At 41.8% G+C, this 14,257-nt stretch carries 13 protein-coding genes; 7 read left to right on the top strand and 6 right to left on the bottom strand.

Translation table 11 applies throughout. The annotated features are described in order from the left end of the window. Nucleotides 1-141: 141 nt before the first annotated feature. The 7 genes from hisB (at nucleotide 142) to hisC (ending at nucleotide 4,922) form a co-directional block, all read left to right on the top strand. On the top strand, nucleotides 142-726 hold the full coding sequence (gene hisB / locus EKM93_RS10115) for an imidazoleglycerol-phosphate dehydratase HisB (protein WP_125715478.1): 585 nt from the start codon (nucleotides 142-144) through the stop codon (nucleotides 724-726). Further along, nucleotides 726-1,352 carry an imidazole glycerol phosphate synthase subunit HisH gene (hisH, locus tag EKM93_RS10120; protein ID WP_125715479.1) on the top strand — a complete coding sequence of 209 codons (627 nt, stop codon included), beginning with the start codon at nucleotides 726-728 and terminating at the stop codon, nucleotides 1,350-1,352. The genes hisB and hisH overlap by 1 nt, the downstream gene beginning before the upstream one ends. Then, on the top strand, nucleotides 1,330-2,058 hold the full coding sequence (hisA, locus tag EKM93_RS10125; RefSeq protein WP_125715480.1) for a 1-(5-phosphoribosyl)-5-[(5-phosphoribosylamino)methylideneamino]imidazole-4-carboxamide isomerase: 729 nt from the start codon (nucleotides 1,330-1,332) through the stop codon (nucleotides 2,056-2,058). Before hisH ends, hisA begins: the two co-directional genes overlap by 23 nt. Further along, complete coding sequence (gene hisF, locus EKM93_RS10130; RefSeq protein ID WP_125715481.1) at nucleotides 2,052-2,813, top strand: imidazole glycerol phosphate synthase subunit HisF; 762 nt, start codon at nucleotides 2,052-2,054, stop codon at nucleotides 2,811-2,813. The genes hisA and hisF overlap by 7 nt, the downstream gene beginning before the upstream one ends. Before the next feature lie 4 nt (nucleotides 2,814-2,817). After that, nucleotides 2,818-3,147: a phosphoribosyl-AMP cyclohydrolase gene (hisI, locus tag EKM93_RS10135; RefSeq protein ID WP_125715550.1), complete on the top strand. Its 330-nt coding sequence runs from the start codon at nucleotides 2,818-2,820 to the stop codon at nucleotides 3,145-3,147. Between the two features lie 6 nt (nucleotides 3,148-3,153). Further along, complete coding sequence (gene hisE / locus EKM93_RS10140) at nucleotides 3,154-3,486, top strand: phosphoribosyl-ATP diphosphatase (protein ID WP_125715482.1); 333 nt, start codon at nucleotides 3,154-3,156, stop codon at nucleotides 3,484-3,486. A gap of 353 nt (nucleotides 3,487-3,839) precedes the next feature. Beyond that, nucleotides 3,840-4,922, top strand: coding sequence for a histidinol-phosphate transaminase (gene hisC / locus EKM93_RS10145; RefSeq protein ID WP_125715483.1), 1,083 nt, complete (start codon nucleotides 3,840-3,842; stop codon nucleotides 4,920-4,922). A 116-nt stretch (nucleotides 4,923-5,038) separates the two neighbouring features. Here the strand turns inward: hisC and EKM93_RS10150 are convergent, their stop codons facing one another. The 6 genes from EKM93_RS10150 to rplI form a co-directional block, all read right to left on the bottom strand. Continuing rightward, nucleotides 5,039-6,235 carry an NAD(P)/FAD-dependent oxidoreductase gene (locus EKM93_RS10150; protein ID WP_125715484.1) on the bottom strand — a complete coding sequence of 399 codons (1,197 nt, stop codon included), beginning with the start codon at nucleotides 6,233-6,235 and terminating at the stop codon, nucleotides 5,039-5,041. Nucleotides 6,236-6,478: 243 nt separating this feature from the next. Further along, entirely contained in the window at nucleotides 6,479-7,768 is a 1,290-nt protein-coding gene (locus EKM93_RS10155; RefSeq protein WP_125715485.1) for an adenylosuccinate synthase, read from the bottom strand. 159 nt (nucleotides 7,769-7,927) lie between these two features. Continuing rightward, the gene (locus tag EKM93_RS10160) at nucleotides 7,928-10,870 is read right to left on the bottom strand and encodes a MucBP domain-containing protein (RefSeq protein ID WP_125715486.1); all 2,943 of its coding nucleotides are present in this window, start codon (nucleotides 10,868-10,870) and stop codon (nucleotides 7,928-7,930) included. Nucleotides 10,871-11,082: 212 nt separating this feature from the next. After that, a complete protein-coding gene (locus EKM93_RS10165; RefSeq protein ID WP_125715487.1) occupies nucleotides 11,083-12,231 on the bottom strand; it encodes a hypothetical protein in 1,149 nt (382 codons plus the stop codon). 46 nt (nucleotides 12,232-12,277) lie between these two features. Next, entirely contained in the window at nucleotides 12,278-13,681 is a 1,404-nt protein-coding gene (gene dnaB / locus EKM93_RS10170; protein ID WP_125715488.1) for a replicative DNA helicase, read from the bottom strand. Between the two features lie 120 nt (nucleotides 13,682-13,801). After that, the gene (gene rplI, locus EKM93_RS10175) at nucleotides 13,802-14,257 is read right to left on the bottom strand and encodes a 50S ribosomal protein L9 (RefSeq protein ID WP_125715489.1); all 456 of its coding nucleotides are present in this window, start codon (nucleotides 14,255-14,257) and stop codon (nucleotides 13,802-13,804) included.

Consider the following 14,257-nt stretch of genomic DNA (forward strand, 5'->3'; position numbering starts at 1 on the left):
CTAGAATCTTGCAGGGTGTCGTCAGACACACAAGAGATTCGTAGTTAGGTGAGAGCTTTGCTCTAGTGAACGCGTTTAAAGCATTTCAAAAACACTGCCAACTATCAATTAACCAAACTACCATCACAAAGGAGCCTGAATATGCGTACAGCAACCATTCAACGAAAAACCGCAGAAACCCAAATAGAAATCAGCTTAAACCTTGACCAACCTGAACCAATTAATATCGACACTGGTATCGGTTTTTTTGACCACATGCTCAACGCCTTTGCCAAACATGGTCGGTTTGGTCTAACCGTCAAAGCCACCGGTGATCTAGAAGTAGATCCCCATCACACCACTGAAGATGTTGGTATCGTTTTAGGGCAGTGCTTTAAAGAAGCCCTGGGCAACAAAGCTGGCATTGAACGCTTTGGTACCGCCTTTGTCCCTTTAGATGAAACCTTATCTAGAGTCGTGATTGATCTATCTGGCCGCGCTTATTTAGTTTTTGACGCAACTTTAGAAAACCCAAAATTAGGCACTTATGATACTGAAGTCACCCAAGACTTCTTCCAAGCCTTTGCATTTAGCGGTGAATTTAACCTCCATGCCAGCGTATTATACGGTCGCAATACCCATCACAAAATTGAAACTTTATTTAAAGCTTTAGGCAAAGCAATGCGCACGGCCGTCACTTTAAACCCTGAAATCAAGGGCATCCCCTCCACGAAAGGCGTGATTTAATGATTACAGTCATCGACTATGACACCGGTAATACCCTCAATGTCAAAAAAGCCTTAGACTACTTAGGCATTCCCAATGAGCTTTCCGCAGAACCTGACAAAATTTTGGCCGCTGACGGTTTAATTTTACCCGGTGTCGGCGCCTTTCAAAAAGCCATGGCCGCCCTAGATGATCGGCAACTGATTCCAGTGATTCAACAAGCTGCGAATAATGGTAAACCCATCTTAGGGATTTGCCTAGGGATGCAACTGCTGTTTGAAACCGGCTACGAGTTTGGCACCACTGCCGGTCTTGGCATCTTGCCAGGAAGCGTGATTCCCATTCCTAAAAAAGCAGGTTTTAAAGTACCACACATGGGTTGGAATCAAAATACAGCCCAGCGACGCAATGCTTTTGGCACAATTTTTGATCAAAAAAGTACGTATTTTGTCCACTCTTATTATGTTCAAACCGCTGCTAAAAATATTGTCGCAACAACTGATTATAGTGTTCAAATTCCTAGTATCGTGCAACAAAACAACGTCATCGGCATGCAGTTTCACCCGGAAAAAAGTGGTGCCGTTGGCTTAGCCGGTCTCAAAACTTTTAAGGAGGTCATTGAAGATGAACGTTTTTCCCGCAATTGATTTATTAAACGGCCAAAGTGTCCGTCTTTACCAAGGCGACTACCAAAAAGTCACCCCCATCAACGCTGACCCCGTGGCTCAAGCCAAATCTTTTGAAGCTGCTGGATTAAAACGAATCCACATCGTTGATTTAGACGGCGCTAAAGCAGGCCGCCCGCAAAACCAAGCCGTTATCCAAGCCATTCGGACCAACACCAATCTATTCATTGAAGTGGGTGGCGGTATTCGTAATTTAACCGCCATCAATACTTACTTAGATCTAGGCGTCAACCGCATCATCTTAGGCTCCAGTGCCTTAAAGAATCCAGAATTAGTCAAAACAGCCATTCAGAAATTTGGCCCTGAAAAAATTGTCATCGGCATTGATGGTCAAAACGGTCATGTTGCAACTGAAGGCTGGCTGGATCAAAGTACGATCCCAATGACCCAGCTTCTAGATGCCATGATGCAAGTCGGCGTTACACAATTTATTGTCACCGATATTAGCCGGGATGGCACCTTGACCGGTCCGAATTTGGAGCTCCTGGCAAGTCTTAAAGCCACCCATCCCACAGCCACGATTGTTGCTTCCGGTGGTGTTGCCAATTATCAAAATTTGATCGACTTAAAGCAGCACGGTTTAGAAAATGTCATCGTTGGTAAAGCCTTATTTAACGGCAGTCTTAATTTAGCGCAATTAGCGGAAGCGGAGGAAACCCTATGTTAGCCAAGCGAATTATTCCTTGTTTAGACGTGGATCATGGCCGGGTCAAAAAAGGCGTTAATTTTGTGAATCTCACTGATGTCGGTGATCCTGTAGCCATTGCTCAAGCCTATGAGCAACAAGGCGCTGACGAGCTCGTCTTCTTAGACATCACCGCTACAAATGAAAAACGCAAAGCCTTCACGGACACAATCGCAGCGGTCGCCAGTCAAGTGTTCATGCCTTTAACTGTCGGCGGCGGTATCAACGCCTTAGAAGATATGCAAGCCTTGCTTAAAGCCGGTGCAGATAAAATTGCTTTAAATTCTGCAGCCGTTCATAATCCCGATTTGATCCGCCAAGGCGCTGAGAAATTTGGTCAACAATGCATTGTCTGTGCCATTGACGTTCGTTACCAACCCGAAAAAGACCGCTATCAAGTTGTTATTAACGGCGGCCGTAAACCCACTGACCTAGATGCTTTAGATTGGGCCCAAACCGCCGTTTCTGCAGGCGCTGGTGAACTATTGGTTACCTCAATGGATTGTGACGGTACAAAAAAAGGCTTCGATTTAAAATTATATCAAGCCCTAACTGCCGTCGTTGACGTCCCCATCGTTGCCTCTGGTGGCTGCGGCCAAATTTCAGATTTTACAGAACTTTTCAAAGAAACTACAGTTGACGCTGGATTAGCCGCCTCTGTTTTTCATTTTGGAACCTTAACCATTCCCCAAGTCAAAGCTGAATTAAAACAAAACGAGGTGCCCATTCGTGAGTGAAGAAATTGCCTTAGATTTTACAAAAAATGCGGATGGCCTCATCACCACAGTCGTCCAAGATGCCCAAACAAAAGCCGTCCTGATGGTTGCTTATATGAACGCTGAAAGTTGGGCCAAAACACAAGCCACCGGCCAAACTTGGTTTTGGTCCCGCAGCCGTCAAGAACTTTGGCATAAAGGTGCCACCAGCGGCCACACCCAAACCGTCACCGACATCAAAGTTGACTGTGATGCCGACACCCTATTATTACAAGTCATCCCAGATGGCCCAGCCTGTCACACCGGCCACACCAGTTGCTTTTATCGAAATCTCAACTTCAACAAAGGATTGTGATCAAATATGTCTGAAAACCAACAAGATCTTCAAGCACTCTATGAACTTATTTTAAATCGAAAAAAAACACCCATCGCCGGCTCTTACACAGATTATCTTTTTACAAAAGGCTTAGACAAAATCTTGAAAAAAGTTGGTGAAGAAGCCACCGAAGTTATCGTTGCCGCCAAAAATGACAGTGACGCCGAATTCATCTATGAAGTCAGTGACCTCGCCTACCACGTCCTCGTTCTCATGGCCCAACGTGGTATCGACCTAGATCAAATCAAAACCGAACTCGCCAAACGTGAAGGCCTCATGAGTAAAACAAAAGAACGAAATGAAATAAAAAAATTGTAAAAACAAGAGCGTGAACTAGAGCGGGAAAGCCTCGAGCGTAACCTAGACTTACGACATAAGCCCGAACTTGGCTTGTGAGTAAGGCGTAGTTATGTGAGAGCTTTGCCCTAGTAAGCGCGTTTCAAAAACAAGAGCGCGACCTAGAGCGGAAAAGCCTCGAGCGTAACCTAGACTTACGACATAAGCCCGAACTTGGCTTGTGAGTAAGACGTAGTTATGAGAGAGCTTTGCTCTAGTAAGCGCGTTTCAAAAACAAGAGCGTGACCTAGAACGGGAAAGCCTCGAGCGTAACCTAGACTAGCAACAATCCCTAAACCCATCTACCCCCATTCGCCATAGAAAGTAGGCTAAAAATGTTTAAAAATGCCGTTGAAAATATTGAACCGTATACTCCTGAAGTGCCTATAAAAAAACTCCAACAAGAACTAGGCCTTAAAAACATTGTCCGCTTATCCGCTAATGAAAATCCGTTTGGCACCTCTTTGGCCGTTAAAGAAGCTATCTTAAATTGGGACTTTACGACCGCCCGCGAATACCCGGATAGCAATGCCAATGATTTACGCCAAGCCGTCGCTAAATTTCAAAACGTCTTACCTGAACAATTGCTCTTTGGCTGTGGTTTAGATGAAGTTATTGAATTGATTGCCCGAACTTTTTTAGATGAAGGCGATGAAGTCTTAGAACCTTGGCCGACTTTTTCAGAATACAAACTCCACGCGACTATTGAAAATGCCACAGTTGTGGATGTCCCTATCAGAACCTCTGATGGTCAGTTTGATTTAGCGCAAATGTGCCAAAAAATTACGCCTAAAACTAAATTAATTTGGCTTTGTAATCCTAATAATCCCACTGGCACATACATCCCAGTGTCTACTTTAAAGAAATTTATCGACCAAGTTCCAGAAGAAGTTTTAATTTTAGTGGATGAAGCCTATGTTGAATTTGTCACTGAACCCGGCGAAACATCCGCAATTAGCCTATTAAAAGACTGCGATCATCTCGTCGTCATGCGCACTTTTTCTAAAATCTATGGCTTAGCTAATTTTCGAGTCGGTTACGCTGTAATTCCTGAAGCTCTCATCGGTAAAATGCAAGCTGTTCGTCTCCCTTACAATTTAAACGATGTCTCGCAATTAGCTGCCAAAGCCGCTTTAAGCGACCAAAAATTTGTGCAGCAAACGCAAGCACGGGTGGCAACTGCTAGAAATCAATGGCAAGATTTCTTAAGTCAGCAAGGCTTAAAATTCTACCAATCGCAAGCAAATTTCATTTTCTTTGAAGCACCACAAGCTTTGAAATTAAAAGAAACGCTACTGCAAAATGGCTATCTCGTCCGCAGCGGGTTACAACCGGATTGGCTGCGTGTCACTTTTGGTACTACTGCGCAAAATGAAGCTATGCAACAAGTTATTAAAGATTTTTATGAAACACTATAGCTATAAAAAGCTGATCAAATTAAATTGGTCAGCTTTTTTGGTGTACTTAAATATTTAATTTACTAAAAATTTACATCTATGATGCAAAATCACCCGTGTTGGCTCACGCTCTGATTTTATAATGGCCAGCGTCCTTTTTTCATCATGGTGCCAAAATTAGCGTCTTCAAATAAAGACTTATCTGTGATTACCCGTTTCAAAACTTTTGCTCTAAAGCCACTGTATTTTTTCGTTGGACTAAGTTGGGCTACGCCGTCACCTTTGCCTAAAGAGGCTACAGTCCCCATAGATTTATAAGTAAAGTCTTCCAGCTCTCCACCAGAAATTAAAGCGGCTACATTTTTAGCAGCGACGTTGCCTTCTCGTGTTGAAATTTGGGCTGTGGTTGGATAAGGTCGTTCAGTACCTGGATCCATTACGGCAGAAACATCCCCGATAATAAAGACTTCTGGATGATCTTTTAAATTCAATTGATTACTAACCATCACCCGGTTACGCCGTTGTTCAAATCCAGATTTGGTAATGACATCACTACCAGAAACGCCTACTGTCCAAATAATGGTATGCCCATAAATCCGCTCTTCCGTATCGCTACCTTCTAATTTATAAACCACCGCATCTGGTTCAATCTTCGTAATCGCTGCACCCGTATGCATCTCTACACCTTTGCTCTTAAGAAAATTCACAGAATAATCAGCTAAACTTTCATCCAGCATCGGTAACAAACGTGTTGATCGTTCTACTGAAACAATATTTAACTTCGGTGTCCGATATTTTGTTTGTAATTCAGCGGCGGTGTGTACCAACTCACCTAATAATTCGATACCGGTGAAGCCCGCACCAGCGACAATCACTGTTAAATCTTTATGATCTTGGGAAGCTGCGTAGTTGGCCACGTTACGTTCCAACGTTTGATAAATATACTCTGCAGTCGTTACATCTTCCAAAGGTAAAGCGTTTTCCTTGGCACCTTCTAATCCAAAATCTTCAGATTGGAAACCTAACGCCACAATGATATAGTCATAGCTCAAAGTTTCATGATCTTTAAAATCAACGGTTTTTGCTTCAACATTGATTTTATCAACTTCTGCTTGTAAAAAGTGAACCTGATTTGGAATAACCTCTGCAATATGAAATGTAATTCTATTCGCCGGCATCGTTCCGGCAGCGATTTCATGAAGTTGCGTTCTTTCCTCGTGAATTGGACTTTTATCAATCAGTGTAATTGTCGTATCTCTTGGTGCCATTTTCCCCAATACTTTTGCGGCACGAATACCTGCATATCCTGCGCCTAAAATCAATACATCTGTCATTTCGACACGTCCTCTCTAGACAAGTTTATCTATAATAAAAAAATATAATTTTCGATTTAGTTCCTTCTTATATTATAACAACAAATTGCTTATCAATGTTGAAAAGAAGGCTTAAAAGAAAAAAGAAAAAGAAGTTAAAAAACAGTATTAATTTCCTGTTCCTTAACTTCTTGATTTTACCATATTTCATAGCCTGCTGAAATAACAAATAACCAATTACATATTGTAATTATAACCTATTTATTATTTAGCTGTCCAAACATTATATAAGATATTTGTTTGTTCCCGGTCTGGACCAACTGAGAAAGTTGCCAGCGGTACCCCAACCAATTCTTCAATCCGTTTGACATAATTACGGGTGTTTTCAGGTAAATCAGCTAATGTTTTAGCCCCTGTAATATCTTCATCCCAACCAGGTAATTCTTCATAGACTGGTTTACATTCTGCTAATTCCTTAAGACTAGCTGGATAATGATAAATTGTTTCGCCATTACGTTCATAAGCTTTACAGATTTTAACTGTTTTCAAACCTGTTAAAACATCAATACAGTTTAAACAAAGATCCGTTACTCCTGCAACACGTTTCGCATGTCGCAAGACAACAGCGTCAAACCAGCCAATTCGCCGAGGCCGTTTTGTAACAGTACCATATTCATGACCAGCATCGCGAATATAATCGCCTTCCGCATTAAATTGTTCTGTTGGGAATGGGCCATCCCCAACCCGAGACGTATAGGCTTTTGCAACCCCAACGACCCGATCAATTTTTGAAGCGCCGACGCCACTACCAATTGCTACCCCGCCGGCAGGATTAGAAGACGTTACGAAAGGATACGTCCCTTGGTCAATATCTAACATAACCCCTTGAGCACCTTCGAATAAGACATTATGTCCCGCATCTATAGCATCATTTAAAACAACTGACGCATCCGTCACATATTGTTTCAGCTGTTGACCGTAACCATAATATTCTTCAAAAATATCATCGTAATTTAAAGCTTCGCCGTCATACATTTTCGTGAATTGACGATTCTTTTCATCTAAATTGAATTTTAAACGTTCCGCAAAAATTTCTTTATCCAATAAATCAGCCATCCGAATCCCAACACGAGCAGCCTTATCCATATAAGCTGGGCCGATACCACGATTGGTTGTCCCAATCTTTTGATCGCCTTTGCTTGCTTCTTGTAACCGATCTAATTCAATATGATATGGCAAAATTACATGGGCCCGGTTAGAAATTCGTAAATTATCACCGGCGATACCCTGTGTTTTCAAACGAGCTAATTCTTCAACGACAGATTTAGGATTTACCACAACCCCATTACCGATAACACTTAACTTATCTGCATATAAAATACCTGAAGGAATCAATCGTAATTTATAAGTTTTGCCTTCAGATTTAATGGTATGGCCGGCATTGTCGCCGCCTTGGTAACGCGAAATTACATTTGCTGCTTCACTTAAGAAGTCTGTAATTTTCCCCTTACCTTCATCGCCCCATTGCGTCCCAACTACAACAACAGATGTCATAAGTACACCTCATTTTAATTTTCGTATATTATCAAATAATTCACACGTACAAGATAAATTGTACCAATTCTACAGACTTTTTCAATAGGTAGAACAGATAATATTCGGAAATTTTAATTTGATGCCCTGTTATGCTGACCAATGTGCTGTTAATTTTAGTTAGTGCCGTTTATTAGCCCCTTTATTTTTACCTAGGCCATTTTTCCGGCCAAAAATCATCAGTCCTAAGAAAGCGGCGACTAATAAATCTGCGCCTAACCAGCTCAAAAATCTTTGTGTCCGTTCACCGGTGTGCGGGAAACTGGCATGCTGATAAGCCCGGTGTAAATTACGATAATAATGGGTGTGGGCTTTCATTGCTGGCTGGCTCGTGCTTTCTAGAGGTACCATTGTTGCTTTTGTCAGTTTTAATGCCGTAGTGGTTGTTAGTGTCGTAGCTGATTTTGCTTTAAGCGCAACCATTTGACTTGGCTTAGCAGCTGTCGGTGTTTTACCGGTAGTTTTCGCCTGACTTGCAGTGGTTAAGGGTTCATAAACATAAACTACATTTTGAGCCTTAGCGCTAAAAGTGCCGCTGTGATTTGTCGGTGTCGTTGTCAGACTATAACCTGGCAACGCCTTTATTTGTGTTTGATAGTGTGTCCCCATTGTTCCGGTCAAAGTTAACTTTGGTGCAAGGGCTTTACCATTAGGATCCACATACTGCACTTCAATTTGGCCGACTGCTTTTATTGGTTTTTCTGTAGCTGCTATTTTCTTGTAAAGATAGGTAATTTCTTTAGGCAACCGGCTATAAACGCCTTCCATACTGCCACGATAACCAACAAGTGTATAACCGGCAATTATTTTAGGCACGGTTCGATAAGCTGTCCCAATTGATGCCGTCAGCACCCTATCCGGGGCAATAATTTGATTGTCCAAATCACGGTATTGAACGATCACTAGGCCGCTTTTTGCTGCAACTGCGGCAGGTGTTGCAGTATCCGGCGCAGTAGGTCTATTTTCAATAAATACCGGCTGTGTCGGTTTTACGGTCGGTGTGGTTGACGTCGTTGGTGTGGTTGGTTCTGTAGGTGCCGCTTCAATCTTTGAGAAATATAAATTAAGCGTTTGTGGTGTCTGCTGGTACGTCCCGGTCGTAGCACTACTAGCACCAGGTACGAACTGATAATCCTTAATTTTAGTCGTATCTGTCAGATTGAAGGCATCCCCAATCTTAGTAGCCGCCCCTAATGCAACTGCGGTCTGAATGGGCTGATTGGTTTGCCGATCTAAATAATTCACCGTGATCTGAGGATGCGCCTGCCAAACCACTGGCCGCCGAACCATCGCATCATATTTTAATTCCACCCCATTGGCATCACTGACATCAATATATTTACTAGGATCGCCATTCCCATTGACATAACCCGTTTGTGCATAGGCCAAATCATTTGTTGTATTGTTAGGATAGGCTGTCGTAATCGTATATTGATTAGGGCTTGTTTCCGTTAGTGGCGTCATCTTATTTTCCGGATCGCCATTTAAACTATACGCATATTTAGTATCAATATTTTTTCCGTTTGGCCCAATTAATTCATCCCCCGTAAACGATAAAGGTTGCCCAACAACCCCATAAACGGGTTTAGGATTGGTGACAGATTCACCAACCACTAACAACCAAATTTTCTGATTCAAACCGGATAATGGGCTAAAATCGCTGAGCTGATTATCACTCAAATTAATTTCATTAATTGGATAATTCTGGCCGTTATTCCCGATCTTCGTTAACCATGGCCCCAACGTTACCAGCTGGCTGTTCGTTAAACCATTCGTATTTTTTTGGCTGTTGGCTATCGCATCATCTGAATTACTCCCAACCATCTCAATATTTGACATATATTCCGGATCAATTTCCATAAGTTGCTGCAAACTATTATTATCCAAATTCCCTAAATTAGGTCCATCCAAACCGAGCATAGCAAAATTTAAATTTTTTAAAGGTGAAAAATCAAAACTATGCCCAGTAATATTAATATTAGCAAATAACTGAACTAGTGTATCACTAGGCAAATTTTGCAGCGCTTGGATGCCAGAAAATGAGTTAACGGCGGTGTTACCTTGATTAATATCTACCTCAAAGGTACTCCCCCCTTTATAGTCTTTAATTGCAGTCACTGTAACCGGTGCCGTCCCTAATTTCAATGTCTTTTGAACGGCAGCAGCAACGGCTGGATCTGTAAAAGTTACAACATCAGATGGCGTAGCTGGCGGTGTATTAGGTCCAATAGTGACTGTTGTTGTAATTGATGAACCGCCCTTACTTGGTGTTGTGGCCGGCGTTGTCTCACTACCACTTGGTGTTGCCACTGGCGTTGTTTCAGTACCACTTGGTGTTACCGCTGGGGTTGATCCAGTTGCTGTACCAGGTGTTGTTGGTCCGATGGTTGCCGTTGTTGTAATTGATGAACCGCCTTTACTTGGCGTTGTGGCCGGGGTTGTTTCACTACCACTTGGTGTTGCAGCTGGGGTTGTTTCAGTACCACTTGGTGTTACCGCTGGCGTTGGCCCAGTTGCTGTACCAGGTGTTGTTGGTCCGATGGTTGCCGTTGTTGTAATTGATGAACCGCCTTTACTTGGCGTTGTGGCCGGGGTTGTTTCACTACCACTTGGTGTTGCAGCTGGGGTTGTTTCAGTACCACTTGGTGTTACCGCTGGCGTTGGCCCAGTTGCTGTACCAGGTGTTGTTGGTCCGATGGTTGCCGTTGTTGTAATTGATGAACCGCCTTTACTTGGCGTTGTGGCCGGCGTTGTTTCAGTACTCGTCGGTGTACTCAGGGTAGCGGACGCAGCCGGTGCTGAAGCTGGCACTTTTACATCAGCTGTATCCGAACTTGAACTCGCTGTATCCGATGCGGTCGGTGTACTGACTGCTGGTGTTTCTGCCGCCGGTGTGACAGGCGTAATCGGTGGCGTTGTTGTATCAGAAGTTGTCGTCGCAGCCGGCGCTGTTGCGGCCTGTACTGGCGTGGCAGTCGTTGCAAAATGTATTGCTGTTAAAGTCCCAAAACTCATTAATAAACAAAGCTTTTTTGTTAGCTCACTATTTGTTGTTTTTTTCATAATAGCCTCCAAATTTACTAACGGTTTCCTTCAAAAACTACATTTAACTTGTCTTGTGTGCTGTCACAACCTTTATCTATTTTACGGACATTCTAGCAGCCCTTAATTTATTTATCAAATAATTTAACTTTTGATTCAAAAAAACAATCCACCAACGCATAATTATAAGACTATGCATCAATAGATTGCTTTTATTAAATTTATTTATTTAATTATGATTTATTTTCTTCTTCTAACATATAGCTATTTAAATAATTATAGGCAATTTCAACACAATCCTCCAGTTTTAACTGGATCGTCGACAAATGATTGGTCTCGTCCAAAACATGAAATTTGAACTGCTTCCAGTCAAAATCACTAATATAACCTAAATAACTATTTTCACGATCCGCTTTAAACCGAATTCGTAATAAATTGGCATTATTTTCAGCATATTCGACGGTGTCCTGCCACAACCGAAAACTTTTGATCGGCCAGGGCCGTCTTAAAATTGGCTGGACTAATAAGCCCCGTTTCCGGTTTTCTTGTTCATAAAAACGGATTGTCTGCACATAATCAGATTCTGATGCAATGCTGGCAATTTCAGAAAAGCGCAATAATACATAGCCCCCAAATTGCCCGGCCATATCTAATAGCGATAATAACGTGCTATTTTGATCCACCCGACTCACATAGCCCACAAAGAAATTATTCACAACATCTTTAGGTTGCACTGAAATTAACAATTGGTCCGTCATTGCCCGCTGTAAAAACAACGGCAACATGTCGTTAGCTTCAATTCGAATTAAGGGCCGATGTTTTGGTTGTTGCTCATAAAGCAACTTACCTAAATACAAATCCAAGCCACCGAACTCAATAACTTGAATTTTTCCAGCTTCAACCGACATTTTCTTAGATTTACTGTAATCAAAACGATTAAAATTATCAAAAACCAAAGGCTCTGAAAGGGATTGAATGACGCCTTCATAATAGTCCTCATGCCCTTCTAAAGCGATCAAAATCAACTGTCTTTCTCGAAAGGTCAAGGCTAATACTTGATCTAATAATGATCGTTTCGTATCAAAAGGCAATTTACGATACAAAAAATCTGGTACTAAAATATCTTTTTTGGCTACCGTCTCGATTCGAAAAGCCATTGAAGCTAAGTCCGTACTCGCAACCTCAACTTCAGTGACCGCACTTAAACTAAGCAGCACAAAACCATCTTTAATCCCATTTTCATTGTAAGTGGCTAAAACCACACTGTCTTGATCTAAACCGGCAATGACGCCCGTATAAAAATCATCACTTTCATGCTGGTAAACATTCACCAGCTCTCCTTGTGCTTTTGCTTGTTCCAAAGTTGTATATATCTCTGACATTTAACGACCCTCCTTTGAGTTTAATTTTGACTGCATCCTGACTTGCTTAACCTTCTTGGCCATAAGCAATGGATGAAAATTTATTATAGGATTTGATAAATAATAGCTTAACCGTGCCGCGAGCCCCACTCCGGTTTTTTTCAATGATGACCTCAACTTCACCAACACTTTGATCCTCATCATTACCAGGTTGAGACTGGGTATAATCATTACCGCCATTATTATCGCCATCTTCTTCTGAATCTCGATAATAGTCGTCTCGATACAAAAATGCAACAATATCCGCATCCTGTTCAATAGAGCCAGATTCTCGGATATCTGATAGTACCGGCCGCTTATCTTGCCGCTGTTCTACCCCCCGGGATAATTGAGACAATGCAATTACTGGGACATGTAACTCTTTAGCCAATTTTTTGAGCTGCCGCGAAATTGCCGAAACTTCTTGTTGCCGGTTTTCTTGACCACTGCCTTCAATTAATTGTAAATAATCAATAACAATTAACCCAAGATTGCCACTTTCTTTTGCCAAACGGCGACATTTTGCTCGAATTTCAGCCATCTTTACACCAGGTGTATCGTCAATATAAATAGACGCTTGGGATAAACTGCCCATGGCCACGATTAAATTATTCCATTCCTCATCCGTCAATTGACCGGTTCGTAAATGATTAGACTCAATACTGCCCTCTGCACAAAGCATCCGATTGACTAATTGTTCTGCACCCATTTCTAAACTAAATAAAGCAATCGTATTATCAGTTTTTGTCCCAATATTTTGGGCAATATTTAACGCAAAGGCCGTCTTCCCGACCCCGGGGCGAGCAGCTAAAATAATCAGCTCATCTTCATGCAGCCCAGCTGTGATTTTGTCCAATTCTCGATAACCCGTAGGTAATCCAGTAATATCTTGATTGCCCTTAGCTAATTCATCAATATGGGCCAAAGATTCCGGTAAAATATCTTTTAACTGACGAAATCCAGTGTTACCACGTTGCTCTGAAACCGCTAAAATATCTTTTTCAGCATCATCCAACAAATCTGCGACAAGCTCGTCACCTTCATAACCTTTAGCAACGATCTTAGTCGCCACATTAATCAATTGTCGAGTCATTGCCTTATCTTTGACAATTTTAGCATAGTAGCTCACATTGGCGGCAGTAGGCACCGCTACGGCCAATTCTGCCAAATAGCCAATACCGCCAATATCTTCTAATTGATTGCGACTTTCCAGCATGTTTTTGATCGTTACCGTATCGATCCCTTCGCTACGGTCATTTAAATCTAACATCACTTGAAAAATCAATTGATTGGCTTTTTTATAAAAATCTTCTGGGACTAAATAAGCCATCGCTTCTGCCAAAGCATCAGTACTCAAAAAAACAGCGCCCAATACGGACTGTTCGGCTTCATTATCTTGTGGTGGTAAACGATCAAAGACTTCATTATTCATTAATTTTTCGCTCCAACTTTTTCCAGTGTGTCTAAAGTTTACAGCAGCTTCGTAAATGTCACAATATAAAAAATACCACTATAAAGTTAGTGGCATTTTAATAATCTGGATGCGCACAAATTATTTCTGTGCCGTGATGTGAACCCGAATTTTAGCTTCTACACCAGGGAATAGTTTAACTGGCACATTGGTGTAACCTAAAGTACGGATGGGTTCCGGTAATTCAATCTTACGCTTATCAACTTTCATCCCATATTGTTTATCCAACGCTTGGGCCACTTGTTTACTTGGTACAGAACCAAATAATCGGCTGTCTTCTCCAGCTTTTGATTGAATTTCAACAACTGTTTTACTATCTTCTAAACGGGCTTTAAAAGCTTTAGCTTCCGCTAATTCTTCAGCTTTTTGCTTAGCTTCAGCATTTTGTTTGCCTTTTAATTCGCTCATTGCTTGTGCTGTGGCAATTTTAGCTTTTCCCCGCTTGATTAAAAAGTTTTGGGCATAACCGTCTGGTACGTCTTTAACTTCACCACGTTTACCCTTACCGCGTACGTCTTCTGTAAATATTACTTTCAT

It is taken from the genome of Agrilactobacillus yilanensis, assembly GCF_003946725.1.
Classification (GTDB): domain Bacteria; phylum Bacillota; class Bacilli; order Lactobacillales; family Lactobacillaceae; genus Agrilactobacillus; species Agrilactobacillus yilanensis.